The organism is Paenibacillus sp. JNUCC 35, from assembly GCF_058269095.1.
The window spans coordinates 4,773,491-4,796,687 of the sequence record NZ_CM177771.1 but is presented as its reverse complement, the minus strand read 5'-3'; the positions used below and the strand labels follow the sequence as shown (position 1 = coordinate 4,796,687).

20 protein-coding genes are annotated in these 23,197 nt (G+C 54.5%); 13 read left to right on the top strand and 7 right to left on the bottom strand.

The features are described from left to right. The first annotated feature begins 15 nt into the window (after positions 1–15). The 5 genes from accD to AC2TF6_RS21645 all read left to right on the top strand — a co-directional run bounded on the left by accD (position 16) and on the right by AC2TF6_RS21645 (position 4,540). On the top strand, positions 16–882 hold the full coding sequence (accD, locus tag AC2TF6_RS21665) for an acetyl-CoA carboxylase, carboxyltransferase subunit beta (RefSeq protein WP_454235562.1): 867 nt from the start codon (positions 16–18) through the stop codon (positions 880–882). Further along, a complete protein-coding gene (gene accA, locus AC2TF6_RS21660; RefSeq protein WP_491308448.1) occupies positions 872–1,846 on the top strand; it encodes an acetyl-CoA carboxylase carboxyl transferase subunit alpha in 975 nt (324 codons plus the stop codon). Before accD ends, accA begins: the two co-directional genes overlap by 11 nt. Continuing rightward, positions 1,839–3,599 (top strand): pyruvate kinase, encoded by a 1,761-nt coding sequence (gene pyk / locus AC2TF6_RS21655; RefSeq protein WP_491308447.1) that lies wholly within the window; start codon positions 1,839–1,841, stop codon positions 3,597–3,599. The genes accA and pyk overlap by 8 nt, the downstream gene beginning before the upstream one ends. A 110-nt stretch (positions 3,600–3,709) precedes the next feature. Next, entirely contained in the window at positions 3,710–4,141 is a 432-nt protein-coding gene (locus AC2TF6_RS21650) for an acyl-CoA thioesterase (protein ID WP_491308446.1), read from the top strand. Positions 4,142–4,144: 3 nt separating this feature from the next. Next, positions 4,145–4,540: an FxsA family protein gene (locus AC2TF6_RS21645; RefSeq protein ID WP_326054408.1), complete on the top strand. Its 396-nt coding sequence runs from the start codon at positions 4,145–4,147 to the stop codon at positions 4,538–4,540. Between the two features lie 78 nt (positions 4,541–4,618). On the opposite strand, the gene ytvI is transcribed toward AC2TF6_RS21645, so the two are convergent. Both ytvI and AC2TF6_RS21635 read right to left on the bottom strand, forming a co-directional pair. Further along, positions 4,619–5,752: a sporulation integral membrane protein YtvI gene (ytvI, locus tag AC2TF6_RS21640; protein ID WP_491308445.1), complete on the bottom strand. Its 1,134-nt coding sequence runs from the start codon at positions 5,750–5,752 to the stop codon at positions 4,619–4,621. A 195-nt stretch (positions 5,753–5,947) separates the two neighbouring features. Next, the gene (locus AC2TF6_RS21635; protein WP_491308444.1) at positions 5,948–6,991 is read right to left on the bottom strand and encodes a S66 family peptidase; all 1,044 of its coding nucleotides are present in this window, start codon (positions 6,989–6,991) and stop codon (positions 5,948–5,950) included. 254 nt (positions 6,992–7,245) lie between these two features. On the opposite strand from AC2TF6_RS21635, the gene ppk1 reads away from it, so the two are divergent. Further along, positions 7,246–9,351, top strand: a complete 2,106-nt coding sequence (gene ppk1 / locus AC2TF6_RS21630) for a polyphosphate kinase 1 (protein WP_491308443.1) — start codon at positions 7,246–7,248, stop codon at positions 9,349–9,351. On the opposite strand, the gene AC2TF6_RS21625 is transcribed toward ppk1, so the two are convergent. Beyond that, positions 9,311–10,846 (bottom strand): Ppx/GppA phosphatase family protein, encoded by a 1,536-nt coding sequence (locus tag AC2TF6_RS21625; protein WP_491308442.1) that lies wholly within the window; start codon positions 10,844–10,846, stop codon positions 9,311–9,313. The two genes, ppk1 and AC2TF6_RS21625, sit on opposite strands and share 41 nt — an antisense overlap. 275 nt (positions 10,847–11,121) lie before the next feature. Here AC2TF6_RS21625 and citZ point away from each other — a divergent pair, with 275 nt between their 5' ends. From citZ to AC2TF6_RS21605, 4 genes are all read left to right on the top strand, one after another. Then, positions 11,122–12,234 carry a citrate synthase gene (gene citZ / locus AC2TF6_RS21620; RefSeq protein ID WP_491308441.1) on the top strand — a complete coding sequence of 371 codons (1,113 nt, stop codon included), beginning with the start codon at positions 11,122–11,124 and terminating at the stop codon, positions 12,232–12,234. Positions 12,235–12,382: 148 nt separating this feature from the next. Then, positions 12,383–13,681, top strand: a complete 1,299-nt coding sequence (icd, locus tag AC2TF6_RS21615) for an NADP-dependent isocitrate dehydrogenase (protein WP_491308440.1) — start codon at positions 12,383–12,385, stop codon at positions 13,679–13,681. A gap of 156 nt (positions 13,682–13,837) precedes the next feature. Next, positions 13,838–14,782: a malate dehydrogenase gene (gene mdh, locus AC2TF6_RS21610; RefSeq protein ID WP_009676688.1), complete on the top strand. Its 945-nt coding sequence runs from the start codon at positions 13,838–13,840 to the stop codon at positions 14,780–14,782. 110 nt (positions 14,783–14,892) lie between these two features. Further along, positions 14,893–15,306, top strand: coding sequence for a hypothetical protein (locus tag AC2TF6_RS21605; RefSeq protein ID WP_491308439.1), 414 nt, complete (start codon positions 14,893–14,895; stop codon positions 15,304–15,306). A gap of 61 nt (positions 15,307–15,367) precedes the next feature. Here AC2TF6_RS21605 and yfbR read toward each other — a convergent pair whose 3' ends face one another. Both yfbR and AC2TF6_RS21595 read right to left on the bottom strand, forming a co-directional pair. Next, positions 15,368–15,949 carry a 5'-deoxynucleotidase gene (gene yfbR / locus AC2TF6_RS21600; protein ID WP_218229292.1) on the bottom strand — a complete coding sequence of 194 codons (582 nt, stop codon included), beginning with the start codon at positions 15,947–15,949 and terminating at the stop codon, positions 15,368–15,370. Position 15,950: 1 nt separating this feature from the next. Continuing rightward, complete coding sequence (locus AC2TF6_RS21595) at positions 15,951–17,132, bottom strand: polysaccharide deacetylase family protein (RefSeq protein WP_491308438.1); 1,182 nt, start codon at positions 17,130–17,132, stop codon at positions 15,951–15,953. Positions 17,133–17,284: 152 nt separating this feature from the next. Between AC2TF6_RS21595 and AC2TF6_RS21590 the strand changes: the two genes are divergently transcribed. From AC2TF6_RS21590 to AC2TF6_RS21580, 3 genes are all read left to right on the top strand, one after another. Further along, positions 17,285–18,868, top strand: a complete 1,584-nt coding sequence (locus AC2TF6_RS21590; RefSeq protein ID WP_491308437.1) for a fumarate hydratase — start codon at positions 17,285–17,287, stop codon at positions 18,866–18,868. Between the two features lie 319 nt (positions 18,869–19,187). Next, complete coding sequence (pnpS, locus tag AC2TF6_RS21585) at positions 19,188–20,987, top strand: two-component system histidine kinase PnpS (protein WP_491308436.1); 1,800 nt, start codon at positions 19,188–19,190, stop codon at positions 20,985–20,987. A 127-nt stretch (positions 20,988–21,114) separates the two neighbouring features. Next, on the top strand, positions 21,115–21,834 hold the full coding sequence (locus AC2TF6_RS21580) for a response regulator transcription factor (RefSeq protein ID WP_009676698.1): 720 nt from the start codon (positions 21,115–21,117) through the stop codon (positions 21,832–21,834). Positions 21,835–21,973: 139 nt separating this feature from the next. On the opposite strand, the gene AC2TF6_RS21575 is transcribed toward AC2TF6_RS21580, so the two are convergent. Both AC2TF6_RS21575 and AC2TF6_RS21570 read right to left on the bottom strand, forming a co-directional pair. Further along, the gene (locus tag AC2TF6_RS21575) at positions 21,974–22,216 is read right to left on the bottom strand and encodes a hypothetical protein (RefSeq protein ID WP_491308435.1); all 243 of its coding nucleotides are present in this window, start codon (positions 22,214–22,216) and stop codon (positions 21,974–21,976) included. A gap of 39 nt (positions 22,217–22,255) precedes the next feature. Next, positions 22,256–23,125, bottom strand: coding sequence for an AraC family transcriptional regulator (locus AC2TF6_RS21570; protein WP_491308434.1), 870 nt, complete (start codon positions 23,123–23,125; stop codon positions 22,256–22,258). Positions 23,126–23,197 lie beyond the last annotated feature (72 nt).

The window sequence follows — 23,197 nt, the reverse complement described above, 5'->3', positions numbered from 1 at the left end:
CAGAGAGGTGCAAATGTGCTAAAGGATCTTTTTCAGAAACGCAAATATGCAACTATCCCTTCCGAGAAAGCGAAACGCGATATACCCGAAGGGTTGATGAATAAATGTCCGCGCTGCGGAACTATTCAATACAGTAAAGAGCTTGAGAAAAACTTGAAAGTCTGTACGTCCTGCAATTATCATTACAAATTAAATGCGATGGAACGTATGACGATGACCCTCGATGAAGGGCGTCTGTTCGAGTATGACGAGAATATGATTTCGGAAGACCCGCTCGGATTTCCGGATTACGAGAATAAAATCACCAAAGCGAAGGACAAGACCGGCCTGAAGGATGCCATCGTTACCGGTGAAGGTACGATCGGCGGATATCCGGTCGTCTTTGGCGCGATGAGTTTTGACTTTATGGGCGGCACCCTCGGTTCCGTCGTCGGCGAGAAGCTGACGCGCGCCATCGAGAGCGCCATCCAGAAGAAGTATCCGCTCATTCTGTTTTCGACCTCGGGCGGAGCCCGTATGCAGGAGAGCATTCTCAGTTTGATGCAAATGGCAAAAACGAGCGCGGCTATTCAGAAGCTGGACGAAGAAGGCGGCTTGTTTGTCTCCGTCATTACCGATCCGACTTTCGGAGGGGTTTCGGCAAGCTTTGCCATGCTCGGCGATATTATTATCGCGGAACCCGCGGCATCGTTCGGCTTTACCGGCCGGCGTGTCATCGAGCAGACGATCAGACAGAAACTGCCCGACAACTTCCAAACCGCGGAATTCAACCTTTTTCGCGGACAGGTGGACAAGGTCGTGGCCCGTAAAGACATGCGGACAACGCTGATCAAACTGCTTGATATGCACGTGATGAAAGGGGATGCGAATTATGGCGGGTGAATTGTCATTTGAGCAGCCACTGACCGAGCTTCGCAGCAAAATTGACGAACTGAAGCGTTTCGGTGAAGAAAAGAAAATCGATTTCACGGATGAAATCCGGCGTCTTGAGGAACGGTATGCCGAGCTGCAGCAGGAATTGTATTCCACGATGTCCGCATCGGAGAAAATACAGTTGGCCCGGCATCCGCAGCGTCCGACGACCATCGACTATATAGAGAGAATCTTTACGGACTTCGTGGAGCTTCACGGAGACCGTCTGTATGGGGACGACCTCGCCATTATCGGAGGCGTCGCCAAGCTGGACGGGCTTCCCGTTACGGTCGTCGGTCATCAGAAGGGCAAGGACACGAAGGACAACATTGCCCGCAATTTCGGCTGTCCGCATCCGGAGGGCTTCCGTAAAGCGCTTCGTCTGATGAAACAGGCGGACAAGTTCGGCCGTCCTGTCATTACGTTCATCGATACGAAAGGGGCGTTTCCCGGCAACGCCGCCGAAGAGAGGGGCCAAGGGGAAGCGATTGCGCGCAATCTGCTTGTCATGGCCGGTCTTCGCGTGCCTGTCGTCTGCGTCGTGATCAGCGAAGGAGGCAGCGGCGGAGCGCTCGCGCTTGGCGTCGGCAACCGGGTGCTGATGCTTGAGAATGCCATTTACTCGGCTATCAGTCCCGAAGGGGCCGCATCCATTTTGTACAACGATGCATCCAAATCCCTGCATGCCGCGGAAGCGATGAAAATCACCGCCAAGGATATTGCGGAATTGGGCGTTATCGATAGCATCGTCTCTGAACCGCAGGGTGGTGCCCATCGTGATCTGGAGCTCCAGTCAGCGAATATTAAAGCGGCCGTTCTGGAGCACATGCAGCCGCTGTTAGCGATGTCGGAAGAGGAACTCAAAGAAGACAGGTACCTCAAATTCAGACAAATAGGCAGATATACATTTACTCAGGAGGGTAACCATGCGTAAGACAAAAATTGTATGTACGATCGGACCGGCAAGCGAGTCCAAAGAAAACCTCAAGAAGCTCGTAACGGCAGGAATGAACGTGATGAGACTGAACTTCTCTCACGGTGATTTTGAAGAGCACGGCGGCCGGATCAAAAACCTCCGCGCTGCCTGTGAAGAACTCGGAGGCCGCAACGTATCCATTTTGCTGGATACGAAGGGGCCCGAGATCCGTCTCGGCAAGCTGAAAGAAGAACCGATCGAATTGGCCGCAGGCGAGATGATTACCCTGACGACCGAAGAAATTCTCGGAGATCGTGAACGCGTGTCCGTGACCTATGAAGGCCTGGCGGAAGACGTTAAGCCCGGCGACACGATTCTGATCGACGACGGTCTGATCGGCCTGACGGTTGAAGCCGTTCAAGGAAACGATATCAAATGCCGCATCGTGAACAGCGGTCCGATTAAAAGCAAAAAAGGCGTGAACGTTCCGGGCGTCAGCATCTCGCTGCCGGGTATTACGGAAAAAGACGCAAACGATATCGTATTCGGTATCGAGCAGGGCATCGATTTCATCGCCGCTTCTTTCGTCCGTAAAGCAAGCGACGTGCTTGAAATCCGCGAACTGCTTGAGCGCCACAACGCTTCTCATATTCAGATCATCTCCAAGATCGAGAACCAGGAAGGCGTTGACAACCTGGATGAAATCCTGGAAGTTTCCGACGGCCTGATGGTTGCCCGCGGCGACCTTGGCGTGGAAATTCCGCCGGAAGACGTGCCGGTTGTACAGAAGCAAATGATCAAGAAGTGTAACCTGGTTGGCAAACCGGTTATTACCGCTACGATGATGCTTGACTCCATGCAGCGCAATCCGCGCCCGACACGTGCCGAAGCAAGTGACGTGGCCAACGCCGTGTTCGACGGCTCCGACGCGATTATGCTGTCCGGCGAAACGGCTGCCGGGAAATATCCGGTTGAAGCGGTAGAAACCATGTCCCGCATCGCACAGCGTGCGGAAGCGGCTCTGGAATACCGCGAAATTTTCCTGCGTCAAGCGCACGCGCTGCAAACGACGGTAACGGAATCCATTTCCCAATCCGTCGCTAACGCCGCTCTTGAACTGGATGCCAAAGCGATCGTAACCGCTACGGAAAGCGGCTATACCGCAAGAATGGTATCCAAATACCGTCCGAAGGCGCCGATCGTTGCGGTAACACGCAATCCGCAAGTTATGCGCCGTCTGAACCTCGTCTGGGGCGTGCAGCCTGTCCTTCTCCACGGGGACGCGCAAACGACGGACGAGCTGTTTGAGCAAGCGGTCGACGGAAGCATCCGCGAAGGCTATGTGGATCTCGGCGATATCGTCGTGATCACGGCCGGCGTGCCGATCGGAAGCTCCGGTACTACGAATCTGATGAAGGTTCACCAGGTCGGCGAAATGATCGCCAAAGGAACGGGTATCGGCACCCAGCACGCGAAAGGCATTGTCGTGACGGCCGAAACAGCCGAGGAAGCCGTCAGCAAAATGAAAGACGGCGCTATTCTGGTCACCAATACGACCGACAAGGAATATATGCCGGCTATCGAGCGTGCGGCGGGTCTGATCACGGACGTGGGCGGGATCACATCCCACGCCGCGGTAGTAGCTCTCAGCCTGGGCATCCCGGTTATCGTCGGTGTTGACCGTGCCCTTGACCTGATCAAGGACGACATGGAAATTACCTTGTTCCCTGAAGTAGGGATTGTGTACTCGGGACGTGCGCGCGTCCTGTAAGCGATTCGGATAAGAAAGGAGTGAGTCCGCCTGGTGCGGGTTCACTCTTTTTTTCAAACTATAAGGACAGAGTCTCGAAACCGGTGAAACAAAAGATAGGAGGAAGGATCTTGCCGAATGAAGCAACGAATGAGCGCGAATGGTTTCCGTACGGCGTCCGGGTCAGGTATCAGGAAACCGACCAGATGGGAGTCGTGTACCATGCCAATTATTTGACCTGGCTGGAAATCGCCCGCACGGAATATATCCGGGACAAAGGATTTCCGTACAAGCGGATGGAGGAGCTGGGACTGCTGCTGCCGGTCGTCGGTGCCGAACTGAAGTATGTGCGTCCGGCCCGCTATGACGACGAGCTTACGATTCTGACCCGCGTTACAAGCTACACGACGGTGAAACTGGAGTTTGAGTACGAAGTGCGGCGCGGAGAAGAACTTCTTGTTACGGGCATTACGAGGCATGCTTGGGTGAATCTTTCCTGGAAGCCTGTACGTATAGATAAAGAAGTGCCTGAATTATTCGAATGGCTGCAAAGGGGTGGATAGCCGGTGTTACGCATTGCGCTTGCCGTCTTTATTATCGTTCCGGTCCTTGAGATCGCTTGTATCATCGGTATGGCCCATCTGATAGGGGGCTGGATGACGTTCGGGCTGATTCTGCTGACGGGTCTTCTGGGGGCTCTTATCGTGAGAAAGGAAGCGTCCCGTTTCCTGCCTTACGCCCGCAATCAGCTGTCTATGGGCCAGAACCCGACGGATTCCGTGCTGGACAGCGTCTGCGTCTTTGTCGGCGGACTGCTGCTGATCGTTCCAGGCTTCCTTACCGATCTGGCGGGTTTGCTTCTGGTGCTCCCATTTACACGTTCCTTGTTTAAAATGGGGCTGCTCGTCCTGCTGCAGAAGCTGATGAGAAACGGTCGATTCATGTTTATTAACCGCAGGTAAAACGAAAAACGAAAGCGTCGAAACAGCAAACTGCGCCGTTTCGACGCTTTCGATTAAGCAGGTCGAAGAAAAGCCCGGTCAGCGAACCTCCGTGTTCGCGGCCGGGCCATTTTTTATGTAACGGGCAATATCGTGGAAGACGTTCGCTTTATAGACCGCCGTCAGGACCACCATGAGCACGGGGCCGAGGATAAGTCCTACGACGCCGAACAGCTTAAGTCCCACAAACAGGGCGATCAAGGCGGCGAGCGGATCCAGCCCTACACTTGAGGCGAGCACTTTGGGCTCCATTATCTGCCGCACGATGACGATCAGGCCGTACAGGATGGACAATCCGATTCCGAGGAAGAGGTTGCCTTTGAAAAAGCAGTAGATGATCCACGGAACGAGGACGGCGCCGGTGCCGAGATAAGGCATCAGATCGCACAAGCCGATCAGAAGGCCGATGGTGACGGCGAAATCCACACGCAGAATGACCAGTCCGATAATGACCGCGACCGTTGTCAGGGAAATCAGAATAAGCTGAGCGCGCATAAAGCCGAACAGCGCCTTCTGCAGATCGCTGGAAATGAGACGGGTCGCTTTGCGGACGGTTTCCGGCACCAGCACGGTGTAGCGCATCACGAGACGGTACCAGTCTTTGCTGATAAAGAAGGTTGCCATCAACACGATAATCGATACGGTCGCGATGTTAGGCAGGGACTGGATGATATGAATCAGCGAGTTGACGATATATTTCAAGGCATTGGAGCTGAAATCGGCAATCGTTCCCGTAACGGAGCTGAGGTTGCTGCTGAGATCCAGATTGTTGGCTCTCATGAAATCATTAAGCTGTCCGACAATCCCCTGAAACCAGGCCGAATTCAAAAATCCGGTCGCCTGATCTTTCCAGCCATTGATCATACTTTGTAAATTTTCGGCCAGCGTTCCCAGCTCTACGATCACTTTCGTCACCAGCAGGGTCATGGCTGTAACCGTAATGGCGATCAATAGAAGGATGACCAGCGTGGCGGACAGCCAGCGCGGCATTTTGGCCTTCCGCTGCAGCATGTTGACGATCGGATTGAGCACATAGGCCAGCAGCCAGCCAATGATGAAGGGATAAATCAGCGGGGAGACGTACCGCAGCAGCAGCCAGCCCGCCACGAGGCACAGCAGGACCAGAGCTCCCCGGAAAATTTTGTGCAGCAGGTACGGATTGAACACTCTCATAGGCTTCCTCTTTCTCGCTCGAAATGAGTTTACTACAGGACGGGATGAATCCCTAAATGACAAGGAGCAAGTATAGTGTTTCTCTGAACTTCCTTGATTATAGGACCGTGCCTGTATTAAGATCTGCCTTAAGTTCTGACTTAAGATCTGAGAAACAATACCCGCAATAAGCCTCTGCTGAATCTGCCAGCCGCCTTAGACGAAGGACATCGTGACGTTTCCGGCTCCTCCCGACGCTTTAACTTTCGCAAAAGCTCCGTTCACGAGAGTCAGTTGGGGAGGGACGTGCCCGATGTCGAGATCATAAAGTACAGGGATGCCGAGCCCGTCGAATACGTGATGAAGCGCATCCTGAAGACCGAAATTTTTGACGGGCCCGTATCCGGCCGGTCTTCCGACGAGGATGCCTTTTGCGTGCTCGAACCACCCGCACTGCTTCATCTGCCACAGGTGCCGGTAAATGTCGGCCGCGTTCATTTCACAGCTTTCCAAGTACCAAAGCACGCCTTCCTCGCGGCAGTAGCTCCGGACGAACGGCCGGACGGGAGCGTAGGGAGTGCCGGCAAGGATGGACAGCGTGTCCATGCAGCCTCCCAGCAGACGGCCTTCGAGACTTAACTCATAAGCGGGATCGTCTTCCCTGCCGAGTATTTTCCAGGAAGTCGGGGTATCCAGCTGGAAACCGGGTTTGGCAAAATCCCAGACCGACTGGAATTTCTCCGACGAGGCTTGTTCGACCGATTTCCCCTCAGCCGTGCTTAAAACCGCCTCCCATCGTGCGGATGTCCCGTCCAGTTGTCCGGAACTCATGTCGATATAGTTCGTCCCATGCGCGGTGGCGTGTCCGGTCAGCAGCGTGTACGCAAACATAAACGTGCTGATATCGGAATAACCGAGGACCCACTTGGGCTTCCGGTTCGCCTTCAATAAGTTCCAGTCCAGCAGCGGCAAAATGTCCATAAGGAACTCACCGCCCCACGGGGGGATTACGGCCGCAACCGTATCATCCAGCAAAAAGCTTTGAAGCTCGCGGGCCCGTTCTTCTTTCCCCGTGCTGACGCACTTGTCGTTGGTCCGGATAGTTTGTCCCTCCAAAACGCGGTATCCCGAATTTTCGAGCGCTTCCTTCGATGCCTTGAGAAGATGATGGAGAGATTCCTCCACTCCGCTGGAGGGGGCTGTCACGGCGATGCGTCCGCCTTTTTTTAACGGCTGCGGATAGACTATGCGCTTTTTCAAACGGATGTCTCCTTTCTTGTCGTCTATTTTGCCTGAAAAAAACCGTAAAGGCTCTGCTTCGTTCTTTTCGCCGTTACCGGCATAATTCCTTGCCTGACCGCCGAAACGGGTGAATTTAATACGGAGAAAACATTCCGCGAAACTTTTACATAAAATTAACAAAGCAAAAATACAGCGCAAACATGCCCCCCGAACAACCCTTGTACAATAGAGGTATAGAATAGAAATTGCAGATATATGGGGGCTGGGGTTTCGTGGAAAACAAGCAAAAGCCGGAAGGCGTTAAAAGCAACGATTGCTATAAGTATGTAAACCGTGATTTGAGCTGGATCGAGTTTAACCGCCGCGTGCTGGAAGAAGCTCAGGACCCGACGGCTCCGCTGCTGGAAAGAGCAAAATTCCTGTCCATCGTATCCAGCAATCTGGATGAGTTTATGAGTGTAAGGGTAGCGGGAATTCTGGATCAGATGAAAGCCGGCTATCATAAAAAAGATTTTACCGGCTATACGCCGTCCGGTCTGCTCAAGCGCCTGCTGAAGAGAGCGAACCGCATGGTGGCGGACCAGTATAAAGCTTTTCGAGATTTGACGCGCCAACTGGCCCGCGAGGGAATTTTTTTCCCTTCCTACGATGAACTCAACAGCACTCAGCAGAAGGAAATGGACACCTATTTTCATGAAATCGTGTTTCCCGTACTGACGCCGATGGCCGTGGACCAGAGCCGTCCTTTTCCGCTGGTGCATACGCAGTCCAATTATTTGGCCGTCGTTCTGGAAAGCTGTGTGCCGACGGATCTCCGCACGTATTTCGCCATTGTGAGAGTTCCGCTTAATCTGGGTAGACTTGTCCGGGTGCCCGTGCGCACCAACAGCAAGAAGCTGGAATTTATCCGGATGGAGGAGCTGATCAAGCATCATATCGAGTCTTTGTTCAGCGGGTATAGGCCCATCGCCGTCAACGGCTTCCGGCTCACACGCAATGCGGACCTGACTCTGAACGAGGAAGGCGCGGAGGATCTTCTGGAAGAGATCGAGAAGGAGCTCAAGCAGCGCAGATGGGGGGCGCCTGTCCGGCTCGAGGTGGAGAAAGGAATCCACCCTTATGCCCTGGAGCTATTGCGGGACGAGTTTGAAATCGGAGAAGGCTGTTTCGAAATCGACGGCCCGATCGATTTGACCTATCTGATCAAACTGCCTCAGTTGGTCGGCGCGCGCGCGCATTTGTACTACCCTGCCCTGGAACAGGTTTACGCCGAAGAGTTTGAGCATACGGACGATTTTTTCGAGGTGATCCGGGAGCGGGATGTGCTTCTTTATCATCCGTACGAGTGCTTTGATACGGTGGCGGATTTTATTTTGCAGGCGTCCGACGATCCCTTTGTACTTGCCATCAAAATGACGCTGTATCGCGTCAGCGGCAATTCTCCGCTCATCGGGGCGCTGGCCAGAGCGGCCGAATCGGGCAAACAGGTGACGGTCGTCGTCGAGCTTAAAGCCCGCTTTGACGAGGAGCGGAATATCGCCTGGGCCAGGAAGCTGGAAAAGTCGGGGTGCCACGTCGTGTACGGTCTGGTCGGACTCAAGACCCATGCCAAAATCACGCTGGTCGTCCGGCAGGAGCAGGAAAGCCTCCGGAGATACGTCCATGTCGGAACCGGCAATTACAACGACAACACGGCCAAGCTGTACACGGATGTGGGTTTGTTTACGAGCCACCAGGTGATTGGCGAAGATGCTTCGGCCTTGTTCAACGAAATGACCGGCTATTCGTCGCCTCATGACTGGCAGGCGTTTATCGTCGCCCCCGCGGACATGAAGACGCGCCTTATCGAGCTTATCGAAAGAGAAGGACGCCACGCGCTTGCGGGCAAGCCTGCCCGTATCGTGGCCAAGATGAACTCGCTCTCGAACCAGGAAGTGGTGGACGCGCTGTACGAGGCTTCGCAGGCGGGCGTGAAGATCGACCTCATCGTGAGAGGGGTCTGTGTTCTTCGTCCCGGCGTTGCGGATCTGAGCGAAAACATCACCGTGCGGAGTATCGTCGACCGTTTTCTGGAGCATTCGAGACTGTACTGGTTCGAGAACGGAGGCAGTCCCGACGTCTACTTGTCGAGCGCCGACTGGATGACCCGCAACTTGACGCGGCGGATTGAACTGATGTGCCCCGTCAGGGATGAGGAGCTGCAGCAGAGTGTGATCAATCTGCTTGAATTGTGTCTGCGGGACAATGTAAAAGCCCGTTTCCTGCAGCCCGGAGGAAATTATATCCGGGCGGCTGAAAACGGGCCTAAGGTGAGAAGCCAGTTCGATGCCATGAATATTAATCGGTGGAAAGTGCGGAAGCGTGAATATACGCGGTAAAGGACCAGTATTTTCCGGTCTCCTCCGCGGTTTCTTCGATCGTTCCGATTTCCGACGGGTCCTGCTCTTTGCAGAGCAGATGCAGGTGCAGTTCGCCCGGAACGGAACGCACGTCCAGTTCGGCGACGTTCCCGTTCTCGCCGTAATCCAAGGAGGTGGCCAGGCGGAGAAGAGAGCCGAGCTTGGCCGCGATGTCTTCATCGGATCTGTCCAGCACGCTTGCGTAAGGAAGCGCCTGCTGACGGGTCCGGTTTTTGTTTTTGAAGGTGGCGATCAGGGCGCATAGCACGATCTCCCGGTGGGTCAGCCCGTCGATGCGGGATTCCGTGATGAGGTGGAACGTATGGCGCCAGTGCTGGTAGCTGCTCACCGTGTAGCCTATCCGCTGCAGCAGCGCTGCGGCGTGAAGAAGCGAACGGTGGCGCGGCTGCAGCTCGGGCGCGCTATCCGCCAGCACATCGTACAAGGCTGCCGCATGAGCGGCTGCGCGACGGAGATGATCGTGCGGCAGAGGCGTATGCAGCTTGAGCATGTTTTCCACGCTGAATTCCAGCACATCGGTGATGGGCAGCCGGTCCGGCATGGCCGTTTCGTAGAACAGGCCGTCGCGGAGCCCCGCACTGCTCACGATAATCCGTGAAGCGGCCGTCTGTCGGTAAACGGAGTGAAGGAGGACGACTCCGGCAACAATAATATCGGCGCGTCCCTTGGACAGGCCGTCGAGCTTTTTGCGCTTCTCCACGGGAAGGGACGGGAGAAGGTCCATGTAGCTCTGGAGGTCGTTTTCCTCCAGCTCGTAGTTGTGCATCACCGGGAGCGGGTAATCCACACGCTTCTGGTTAAGCTTCGCCAGCGCCCGCCCGGCTCCGCCCAGGCTGACCAGGGGCAGTTGCGCATGCTCCCGGATCCAGGGGTGAAGGTCGATCGTATCCCGGACGAGCGCCTTGAGCGCCTCGATCCGTTCCGGCCGGACGATTCCGCCCGGAGTGTACTCGCGGGCAGCCGTCACGGCGCCGAACGGGAAGGAAACGCTGTTCACCCGTTTGCGGTCCAGGAAAAGGGTGATCTCGGTGCTTCCGCCGCCGATATCCACGATAAACCCGTCCCGGACATCGAGCGTGCTGACCACGCCTTGAAACCCGAGGCGGGCTTCTTCTTCGCCGGAGAGGATGTCGATGACGATGCCGGAACGCTCCGCAAGCTCCCGCGCGATATCATCGGCGTTCGCGGCGTTGCGGATAGCGGCCGTCGCGGCGGCCTTAACCGAATCGACGGAATAGGCGCCGCATATCCGTTTGAAACGGCGCAGCAGCGGCACGACGGACAGGATGCCGTCGTGAGTCATCGCTCCGTCTTCGCCGATGCGCTCGGACAGCCGGGCCGTCTCTTTGGTTTCATGCAGAATCCGGTAGGCGCCCGGAAGCGTCACTTCGTAAATGACCAGACGGACCGAGTTCGATCCGATGTCGATAATGGCGTAGCGGCTGCTGTTCATATGCGTTCGGGCTCCTATTTACGAGAAAATTTGTGAATATTATGGTATGATGAATGAATGGCCGATTTTGTTGGCTGCTCTGGTTCTTATTGTACCAATACCGAGTATAGACCACAAACCGGGCGAATGTGCACGAATGATGCAAGAAAGTTTATTTATTGTACTGATAATGAAGTTTTATGGGCTTTTGTTTCACATAATGGTCAAAATCCTTTATTATTAGTAAGAAAGCTACCGCAGTTTTTGTCAATCCAGTGAAATAAGGAGAGGTTTCCATGACAGCTACCAAAGGCTTGGAAGGTATTGTTGCGACAACATCGTCGATCAGCTCCATCGTGGACGGTGTGTTAACTTATCGCGGATTAGATATCGATGATTTGGCTGAGAATGCCTCCTTTGAAGAAGTCATTTACCTGCTCTGGTTCGGCAAATTGCCCAACCAGGCCGAGTTGGACCAGCTCCGCAGCGATTTAAATGCGAGTTCTTCCATTCCGGATCAGGTTCTTGAACAAATTAAATTGTATCCTTCCGATACAAACGCGATGGCAGCGCTCCGTACGGCTGTATCCGCTCTTGCTTTGTATGATAAAGAAGCTAACGAGATGAGCCGCGAATCCAACGTTCGCAAGGCGATCAAGCTTCAAGCTCAAATTCCGACGATTATCGCGGCTTTCGCCCGCATCCGTGAAGGCAAAGAGCCTCTTGCTTCCAAAGGATACCCGTCCCTGGCTGCAAACTTCCTCTACATGCTTACTGGAGAAGAGCCGGATGAAACCGCTATCACCGCTTTGGATAAGGCGCTTGTGCTTCATGCCGACCATGAGCTCAACGCTTCCACGTTCGCGGCACGCGTAACCGTGGCGACGCTGACGGACATCTACTCCGGCATCACTTCCGCAATCGGCACCCTCAAAGGGCCTCTGCACGGCGGCGCGAACGAAGCCGTAATGGCGATGCTCGAGGATATCGGCGAAGTGGAAAACGTCGTTCCTTACATCAACAAGAAGCTGGAAAACAAAGAGAAGATCATGGGCTTCGGACACCGCGTTTACAAGAACGGCGATCCGCGCGCGAAGCATCTGCAGGAGATGTCCCAGCAGCTGACGGAATCGACGGGTCTTGGCAAGTGGTACCAAATGTCCATTCAAATCGACGAGCTTATAACGAGCCTCAAAGGTTTGAAGCCGAACGTTGACTTCTACTCCGCTTCCGTTTATACGTCCTTGAAAATCCCTCGTGACCTGTTCACGCCGATTTTCGCCATCAGCCGCGCATCCGGCTGGACTGCTCACATCTTGGAGCAATACGACAACAACCGTCTGATCCGTCCTCGTGCCGAATACACAGGCCCTACGAATCAGAAGTACATTCCGATCGAAGAACGTTAATTAAGCAGGCCGGCAACGAAGACGGGCGGCAGCGGGAGAAATGGCTGAGCCATCCCCCGCCCGGACAATCCGGCTTTCTCTTTGCGTGCGCCCGCGGTTAAACCGGGTGCGCAACTATGATCTTATAATCGATTAGGAGGATTTTAACATGCCGAAATTTGAAAATTATGCACTGCCTACCGAAGGACAAGCGATTACGATTGAAAACGGTAAGCTGAACGTTCCGAACAACCCGATCATCCCGTTCATCGAAGGTGACGGCACAGGTCCCGATATCTGGGCAGCTTCCCAACGCGTTCTTGACGCTGCTGTCGAGAAAGCCTACAAAGGCGAGAAGAAAATCGCATGGTACGAAGTATTTGCCGGCGAAAAAGCGTTCAACACCTACAACAGCTGGCTGCCGAACGATACGCTTGAAGCTATCCGCGAGTACATCGTAGCCATCAAAGGACCTCTGACTACACCGGTAGGCGGCGGTATCCGTTCCCTGAACGTAGCGCTTCGCCAAGAGCTCGATCTGTACACTTGCCTGCGTCCTGTTCGCTACTTCGACGGTGTGCCTTCCCCTGTAAAACACCCTGAGCTGGTTGACATGGTTATTTTCCGTGAGAACACGGAAGACATCTATGCGGGTATCGAGTATCAAGAAGGTTCCGCAGAAGTGAAAAAAGTTATCGAGTTCCTTCAAAACGAAATGGGCGCGAACAAAATCCGTTTCCCTGAAACTTCCGGTATCGGCATCAAGCCGGTTTCCAAAGAAGGTTCCGAGCGTCTGATCCGCGCGGCTATCGAATATGCAATCAAACACGGCCGCAAGAGCGTTACCCTCGTTCACAAAGGCAACATCATGAAATTCACCGAAGGTGCTTTCAAAAACTGGGGTTACGCGCTTGCCGAGAAAGAGTTCGGCGATAAAGTATTCACATGGACAGAATACGACAGAATCAAAGAAGAGAAAGGTACCGACGCTGCTAACCAGGCTCAAAAAGAAGCCGAAGAAGCCGGCAAAATCGTCGTAAAAGACGCGATTGCCGACATCGCCCTGCAGCAGGTTCTGACTCGTCCGACTGATTTTGAAGTTATCGCAACGCTGAACCTGAACGGCGACTACCTGTCCGACGCTCTGGCGGCACAAGTTGGCGGTATCGGTATCGCACCTGGAGCGAACATTAACTACATGACAGGCCACGCTATTTTCGAAGCCACTCACGGTACGGCTCCGAAGTATGCCGGACTTGACGTTGTTAACCCGGGTTCCGTAATTCTGTCCGGCGTTATGATGCTTGAGCACCTGGGCTGGCAGGAAGCGGCCGACCTGATCTATAAAGGCATCGAGTCCGCAATCGACGCTAAAACCGTTACTTATGACTTCGCACGTCTGATGGACGGCGCGACTAAAATCAAGTGCTCCGAGTTCGGCGACGAAATCATCAAGCACATGGGCTAATTGTTTATGAATAAAAGGACCAGCCGGGCTTGCCCGGCTATTCCTTCATGTTTCGACTTATTTGCCGGGACACAAAGGTAAGGCTGTTTTTACATTTTCCTAAAAACCATGCCCGCTTGTCCAAAGCGTGCAACCATGATCAGGAGGTAACTAAAAATGGCTATCCGTCGCAATAAAATTACGGTTGTAGGTGCAGGTTTCACAGGAGCGACAACGGCTCTTATGCTGGCTCAAAAAGAACTGGGTGACGTTGTCCTCGTTGATATTCCGCAGCTGGAAAACCCGACAAAAGGTAAAGCGCTGGATATGATGGAAGCTAGCCCGGTCCAAGGGTTTGACAGCAACATCGTAGGTACTTCTTCTTACGAAGATGCTGCCGGCTCCGATATCGTGATCATTACGGCAGGCATCGCCCGCAAACCGGGAATGAGCCGTGACGACCTCGTGAATACCAATGCGGGAATCGTAAGATCCGTTTGCGAAAACGTGAAAACACACTGCCCGGATTCCATCGTTATTATCTTGAGCAACCCGGTTGACGCCATGACTTACGTGGCTTACGAAGCACTCGGCTTCGAGAAAAACCGCGTAATCGGCCAATCCGGCGTTCTGGATACAGCCCGTTACTGCACGTTTATCGCGCAAGAACTGAACGTATCCGTAGAAGACGTTCGCGGCTTCGTGCTTGGCGGCCACGGCGACGATATGGTTCCGCTCGTTCGTTACTCCAACGTAGGCGGTATTCCGATCGAGAAGCTGATCCCTTCGGAGCGCATCGAGGCAATCGTACAGCGTACACGTACGGGCGGCGGCGAAATCGTGAACCTGCTCGGCAACGGCAGCGCATATTACGCTCCGGCAGCTTCTCTGGTTCAAATGGCTGAAGCTATCCTGAAAGACAAAAAACGCATTATTCCGGCTATCGCTCTCCTCCAAGGCGAGTACGGCTACGAGAACTTGTTCATGGGCGTACCGACCCTGCTGGGCGCGGGCGGCATCGAGAAAGTATTCGAGCTGGAACTCACAGGAGAAGAGAAAACGGCGCTGGACAAATCCGCGGACTCCGTTCGCAACGTAATTAAAGTCGTAACAGGCGCTTAATTTAAGCCCGGTTAGCGCATATAACCCGAACATTCAAGAAAAGAGCCGATCCGGCTCTTTTCTTCTGCCCGGGTTCAAACGGGTGGAATTCCGGAAGGATGGGTCTTATTGTGCTTTTACTGCAAACTCTATTGTTTTTGCATGTGACAGGAGCTATTACGCTGGGCTTCTATCTGCTGCTTCCGCTTCTGCTGCATTCCAGCCTGAAGCAGACGGAGGACGCCAGGCTGGGGCAGCTCCGACTGATCCGTCACCTGAACAGGATCGGCCAGTATATTCTGCTTGCGCAGCTTGCGACAGGCGGTTACCTGCTCAGCCTGGGTACCTACTCTACAGCCTGGATGACAGCAGTCATAACGCTGTTTATCGTGGTCGGCGCTGCCGGAGGCATGCTTGGAGTAGCCCTCCGCCGCGTCATCAACGGGCGGGCCGAAGCGATGCGCCAGGCTTTCTGGTACAGCGCGGCCGCGGGGCTGGCTTTTGTGCTGCTTCTGGTGCTGAAGAAGTTCCCGCAGATTTTGTGAGAGACCGGCCGGCGATGAGGCGAGGGCGAGGCCCAAGCAAAAAAACGAGCTGTCCGGCTAACTAATCGGACAGCTCGTCTAGGGTTTTCTCCAAGCTCGGAGCGAGACGCGTCAGGAAGTATTCGACTTCCGGCATGTTCAGCTCCGTGATGGATTGCTCGATCTGCTTCTTGGCGGTGCCGAACTCCCGGTTGCCCGCCGACAGCTCGGCGGTGCATTTGAGGTAGGCATCCAGCAGATCGGCGGCTTTGACAATCCGCGCAAGCTCGGGGTCCGCCGGGCCGAGTATAAGCGGCTCGTAAGCATGCCGGAGCTCGTCCGGGATCATCTGGACGAGCTTGTCGGCCGCCAGCTGCTCCAGCTCGCGGAAATTCCGCAGGATGTGCGGGTTGTGATGTTTCACCGGCGTAGGAATATCGCCGGTGATGACTTCCGTCGCATCATGGAACAACGCCATGGATACGACGCGGTCGGTCGGCCAGCTTCGGCCGAACACTTCGTTGCCGATGGTGCAGAGCACGTGGGTGAGAAGAGAGACGTGGAAGGAATGTTCCGCCACGTTCTCCCGCACCGTGCTCCGCATCAGGCTCCATCTTTCTATGTAGCGCATCCGGTACAAGTAGGCGAAAAAATGATGGTCCATCTTACGGCGTTCCTCCCTGATGACTCTTACTGTCTTGTGACGTCAGGATTTGGGGTTCCTGCCGCCAATAGATCTGGCCGGTGGAGCGGTTGTAGGTCACTTCGCGCCCGAGCAGCCGCTGGAGATCGGACAGGCTGATGACCAGCTCGCCGTGCTCGCGGCGCACGGGTTCGGACAGTTCAACGACGGAGGCGGCGGTTTTGAACCGGCGGCTGCCCACCGAACCCGAAAAGACGCGGTCGTCCGAGCGGATCGTCACCGACTGCCCGTCGTCGGTAACGGTACCTCCCAGACGGTCGACGGCATCGGACAGAAGGACGGAGCCGGACGTCTGGGGCTGGGCGACAGCCCGCCGTTTGAGTGTGGTGTGCAGCCGTTCCGGCGTGATCCACGGGCTTCCCGCATTGATGCGCGGAATGTGCATCCGGTCGGCATCGCGTGTCGCCATCTGCGGAATGATCGTAAAGCCGTAGCGGAAGCCGGCTTTGCTGTACATCTCCGCGCCTTCATCGGCGATGATGCCGTAAGGATAGGCAACCGTATCGACGGGGAGCTCCTGCAGCGGAGACAGGTTAGATGCGCAGGCGGCGGCATCGTTATAAATCCGGCTGCGGTACTGCTCGTCCGTTTCCTGAACGCCGTTTACCGTTTCGCGGCCGACGAGGGCGGCTTCCCCGCTGTCCAGCTTCCGGTGGGAAGCGTTGGTGTGGCACTGATTTTCGATAAAATTCGTCTCGTGCGACATCCGGGTCAGTTCTTCCTTGGACATGGACGGAATCATGGTCGCTTTGGGATCGGCCAGCGTTTCGGTAATGATGAAGTTGACGGCGGGAATTTTCAGTTCCTTCAGTACGGGATAGGCATGCGAATACACGCTCTCATAACCATCGTCGAAAGTGACGAGAACGGCATTATCCGGGACGCTCGAACCCGCCAGATACTGTTTGAATTCCTGCAGTGTAATAAAATGATAGCCTTTGGCGAGCAAATAGTTCATCTGATCGCGGAACAGCTTGCTTGTAATGGTGCTGCTGCTTGTGTCCTCATCATGGATGTGGTGGTACATCAGTACGGCTACCTGATCCCTGTACCACAGTTTGTACCGGTCGGCACCGGTCGGTATCAGCAGTGCGCTAAGCCCGAAGACGGCAAGCAGCAGCGCGCTCAGAAGTCTTTTGTACATGAATGGCCATGCTCCTTGTATCATATTTCCGTGGTAACAAGCGGCGTGAACGGTGTGTTATAATTAAAGCATAGTAAGAATAGCGGTGACTACCACAGAAATCACGGCCTTACGGTTGTTCTGATGCGACAAGAGGAGAGGAGACTAACACCATGCAGCATTTTCTACAAAGTGTATATGATTTGATTGTGGAAACGTCCACTAACCTTCCGGCCGACGTCCGCCGGGCGATCCGCAATGCCCAGTCCCTGGAGGATAAGGGTACTCGTGCGGCGCTTTCGTTAAGCACCATCGCGCAAAACATCGAAATGGCGGAAACGAACGTATCGCCGATTTGCCAGGATACGGGAATGCCTACGTTTATTATACACTGTCCGGTCGGAGCTGACCAAATCACGATGAAGCGTCAAATCCGTGAAGCCGTCGCTCAAGCGACCAAAGACAGCAAATTACGGACGAATTCGGTCGATTCCCTGACAGGCGCCAACACAGGCGACAACCTGGGTCCCGGCACCCCGGTCATTCATTTCGAGCAGTGGGAACGCGACGATATCGAAGTCAAGCTCATTCTGAAAGGCGGCGGCTGCGAGAACAAAAACATCCAGTACAGCCTTCCGGCGGAAATCCCCGGCCTGGGCAAAGCGGGACGAGACCTGGACGGAATCCGCAAATGCGTCATGCATTCCGTGTATCAGGCGCAGGGTCAAGGCTGCAGCGCGGGTGTGATCGGAGTCGGCATCGGGGGCGACCGCACGACCGGCTACGAGCTGGCCAAGCATCAACTGTTCCGTTCCCTGGACGATGTGAATCCGAACGAAGATCTCCGCAAGCTGGAAGATTACGTGATGGAGAATGCCAACAAGCTGGGCATCGGCACGATGGGCTTCGGCGGCCAAGTTACGCTGCTCGGCTGCAAGGCCGGCGTGATGAACCGTCTTCCCGCAAGTTTCTTCGTTTCGATCGCGTATAACTGTTGGGCCTACCGCCGCCAAGGGGTTGTCTTGAACGCCCAAACCGGCGAAATCCAGGATTGGGTGTACGAGCGCGGTTCCGACCAGCCGATGAACGAGGCGGCTCAACCGGCAGCTGCAGCGGAAGCTTCGCAGCCGAAGGCCGTAGCTGCCGCTCCTGATGCCGACGAATCTGACGAGCGTCGTGAGATCGTTCTGCAAACGCCGATCAGCGAAGAGCAGATCCGCCAGCTGAAAGTGGGCGACGTGGTCATCATCAACGGAATGATGCATACCGGGCGCGACGCGCTTCATAAATATTTGATGGATCACGACTCGCCGGTCGATCTGAACGGTGCGGCCATTTATCACTGCGGGCCGGTTATGAGCCAAGATCAAGCGGGCAACTGGAAAGTGAGAGCGGCAGGCCCTACCACAAGTATCCGTGAGGAGCCTTACCAAGGAGATATTATCAAAAAGTTCGGCATCCGCGCCGTCATCGGCAAGGGCGGTATGGGCCCCAAAACGCTGGCTGCCTTGAAGGAGCATGGCGGTGTTTATCTGAATGCGATTGGCGGAGCCGCGCAATACTATGCGAGATGCTTCAAAAAAGTAGAAGGCGTGGACTTTATGGAATTCGGGATTCCGGAAGCCATGTGGCACCTGCAGACCGAGGGTTTTGCGGCCATCGTAACGATGGATTCTCACGGAAACAGTCTCCATGCGGATGTAGAGAAAAATTCGCTGCAAAAGCTGGAGCAGTTCAAGGAGTCTGTTTTCGCCTAAGTTTATCCGTTGGGCGGGCAAGCAATGCCGGTTTGTTCCCAAAAGCGAACGAATCGGGTGAACGGTACGCGAGGATTGCTCCTATTTGTTCGTGAGTTTATGACATTCATAAACGGACTTATTTCGCGGGTGGAAGCTTTCTGCCCGCCGGGCCGGAGGCGGAGAGCCTCCGGTTTTTTTGCATGCTTTTACTGCCGGTCCTCCGGCATTTCTTTACATAATCTTTACTTTTTTTACGTGCGGGGGAAGCGTACACTAAGGATTGATCTCCTGAAGAAAACCGTTAGGATGACCTCATGTTTGGAGTGAAGGTAAACTTATGCTCAAATTCAGAGCCCGCTTGACACTGATTCTTATGCTGATGATCGGAGTTTCCATGCTGATCGCCGGTATTTTCATGGCAAAGCTGCTGGAAGATTCACATATTAAGGAACTGGAATCCAATCTGGTGCGCGAACTTCGCGTGATCGAGATGACCGGCGACTGGAACAAGGCCGGGGATTTGGCTTTCCTTGTGCCGTATTACACTTCCCAGACGAAGCGGCTGAAGGAATTTACGGATGCCCGAGTGACGTATATCCGGGAAGACGGCAAGGTGCTGGGAGATTCGGACGAAAATCCCGAAGAGCTGGACAACCACGCGGGCCGCAGCGAAATTCAACAGGCAAACCGGGAAGGCGTCGGGTACGCGATCCGGTACAGCGATACGCTTAAACGCAACATGCTGTATGCGGTTATCCCGGTACAGACAGCGGGCGGAGAGAAAACGGGATATCTGCGTCTGGCCATCAGCCTCGAGCAGGTGGAGAATACGATCCGCCATTTATGGTTGTTCCTTCTTATCGGTCTGGGTATCCTGTTCCTTATTGCGGGTGCGATCAGCTACCGGATTGCCAAAGGGCTGACCCGGCCGATCGAGAACATAACGAATGTGGCGAAGCAGATTACCAACCGCAACTATAAAGCGCGTGTGGAAACGAAAAGCTTGGACGAAGTGGGCCAGTTGGGTCAGGCTATCAACCGGATGGCGGACAGTCTGCATATGCAGATGAACCGGATTCTGGAGAACGAAGGCCGCCTCAAAGGCGTGCTGGAGAATATGGGAAGCGGTATTCTGATGGTAGACCGCGACCAGAGAATCGTGCTCGTCAACCGTTCGGCCGAAGATATTCTCGGTTTTTCTTCCAATGAATTGTACGGAAAAAAGTACGACGAAGCGAAGCAGCAGTTCGAGCTGACGCGGCTCATTCAGGAATGCATCGAAACGAACGAGCATATCCGCGAGGAAATCATTTTCTATTATCCGTCGGAACGGATTCTGGAAATCAACTTGAGCCCCATCTCGCAAGCGGATGGAGAATGGTCGGGCGCGCTCGTCGTTCTGCATGATATTACGGCGATGCGCCGGCTGGAACGGATGCGCAGCGAATTTGTCGCGAACGTTTCCCATGAGCTGAAGACGCCGATTGCCGCGGTGAAGGGCTTTTCCGAAACGCTGCTGGCCGGAGCGCTGGATGACAAGGAAACGGCGAGATCGTTTCTGCAAATTATTTTCGATGAAAGCGAGCGGCTCAACCGGCTGGTCGGGGATATTCTGGAGCTGTCGAAAATCGAATCGAAGCGCATTCCTCTGCAGCTGTCGCCGACTCATCTCCAAAGCATTATTCAAAAATCGCTTCACATGATGGAAGCGGAGGCGGACAAGAAGAAGATCGCGCTCAGCATGAATGTGGATGAAGCGCTGTTCCTGGAAGCGGATGAAGACCGTCTGAGGCAGATTCTGATCAATCTGATGGCGAACGGAATCAACTACACGCCGGAAGGCGGCCGGGTCTCGGTCGCGGCGGAACTCGCGGGATCGGGAAACGAAGGAGAGGACGAGCGGATCCGGATATCCATTAAAGATACGGGAATCGGAATTCCGAAAAAGGATCTTCCGCGGATTTTCGAAAGATTTTACCGGGTGGACAAAGCGCGCTCCCGCAGTTCAGGCGGAACGGGCCTCGGTCTGTCGATTGTGAAGCATCTGGTTGAAATGCATCACGGAACGATCCGGGTCGAGAGCGAGGTCGGCTACGGCACGGAATTTATTATCGAGCTTCCGGTGATTCATCCGTAACGACGGAGGAGTTTTATTTTTCGGACAAGTTTACGCGGCGTTAATATTTTATTTACATTCGATTTACATTCCACTGCTATGATAAACTTAAGATAGTAGTATAAGACGTTCAAGCGTGGGGGACACGATGTCACAAAAAATTTTGGTTATCGAGGACGAGCCTACGTTAGCGAGGCTGCTCTCTTATAATTTGACTCAGGAAGGTTACGAAACGAAGGTCGTGGATCACGGGGGAGACGGTCTGCAGGCGGCTATGCAGCAGCCGTACGATCTGATCATTCTGGACATTATGCTTCCGGGGTTGAATGGGTTTGAGGTGCTGTCCAAACTGCGGCAGAAGGGCAATGCGACGCCGGTGGTGATTCTGACGGCCCGTAATGCCGAGGAAGAAGTCGTGCAGGGACTGAAGCACGGCGCGGACGACTACATTACGAAGCCGTTCGGCGTCGCTGAGCTTCTGGCGCGGGTGGCGGCGGTTCTGCGCCGCACGCAGGCGGACGAGCCCGGCGGCGAAGGCAAGAAATCGACCGACAAGGTGATTGCGGTCGGCGATCTGCAAATCTTCCCCGAGAAGTACGAAGTCTATCTCGGAGAAGAATCCATCCCGCTGCGCCCGAAGGAGTTTGAGGTGCTGCTTTATCTCGTGCAGCGCCCCGGAGTCGTGATTACGCGGGATGACCTGATGAACATCGTCTGGGGCTTCGATTATATCGGAGGCCAGCGGACGGTGGATGTTCATGTAAGCTCGCTGCGCAAGAAGCTGGAGATGAACCAGCAGTCGGTTCAGATCGAATCCATCCGCGGCGTGGGGTACAAGCTCGTTGCCCATCAGGGCCGCAAGGTGTAGACGGGACCGGTGCGGCTAAGTGCCGACGGTCATGAGATCGCGCCGCGCGAGCGATGCGATGGCGCGGCCGATACGGAAAGCCCCGGGCTTTTGCCGGGGCTGTTCCGCGCGGCGGCGCAGCAAGAAGAAAGGCAGGTCCCTATGCGGGCCTGCCTTTCTTCGGTTGCTTGCGGCGCACCTGGATGACCGCCGTGCCGGATTTTTCCGGACGGCAGTGAGATTTCGTCAGCACTGCCGGCATGGCTGCAAGTCCGGGAACGCACCGGATGCCTGGCATGCCCCGATCCAGGCACGGTGCGCAAGGCCTCTGCGGCGCCGGAGTGCGCGCAATTTCGCGTACGCGGCCGGAAAGCGGCAGACCGGCATGCATCAGTCCAGACACGGTGCGCAAGGCCTCTGCGGCGAAGGCCCATATCTGCCCTTACCGGTTCCACTCCAGCATTTTTTTGCGGAACTCATGGGGGGAGCAGTGGTTGAACTTTTTGAAGGTTTTATAAAAGTGAGCCATGTTCGGCATGCCGATCTGTTCGCCGACCTGGGCGACGCTGATATCCTGAGTCAGCAGGATTTTCTCGGCTTTTTTGATTTTTTTGAAGTTCACGTAATCGAGGAAAGAAATGCCGAGTACTTTTTTGAAATATTTCACAAAATAGTAGTAGGAAAAGTTGGCCGCCTTGCTGGCTTCATCCACGTAAACCTTGCCGTCGATGTTCCGGTCAATGTACTCGAAAACCGGCTTCAGCCGGATCAGATCGGCGCTGTTGCCGTAATCGAGCAGGCGCTTCTCGTCGCTGCGGAGCAGAGAGAGTACGATCTGTTTCACGAGGATGGAGATGGCGATTTCATAGCCGACTTTTTTGCCGGCGTACTCGGTGTAAATGTTGCGGATACACGCAAATACCTCGTCGCGGATAGCGGGATTTTCCCGGAAAATATAATTCAGCTTGCTTAGCGCGGACTGGGTCTCCGAAAAATAACGCAAATAAGCGATCCCGCTTTCGTCAAAGTAATGCTCCAGATCGAACTGGAACACATAGTAGACGAGTGTGGTATCTGCCGACGAACGATCCCGGTGGAGCTCGGAGGAGCCGATGAGGACAACGTCTCCGGCTTTCAGGCTCACTCTTTCATTTTCAAGGTAAACGTCGAGTTCTCCTTCGACAATGGCGAGCATTTCGACTTCTTTGTGGTAATGCCACGGACTCATCCGCTCGTCGTCACGACGGGCTTGAAAGACCCGCATGGACAAAAAAGGGTTTTCATAATTAATCTGTTCGTTATAGATTTCCACCAGCTCTGCCCCCGAATGACAAAATCGCATATAAGTATCGCCATATCTGTGATTTTATTTTGGCGAGGTATC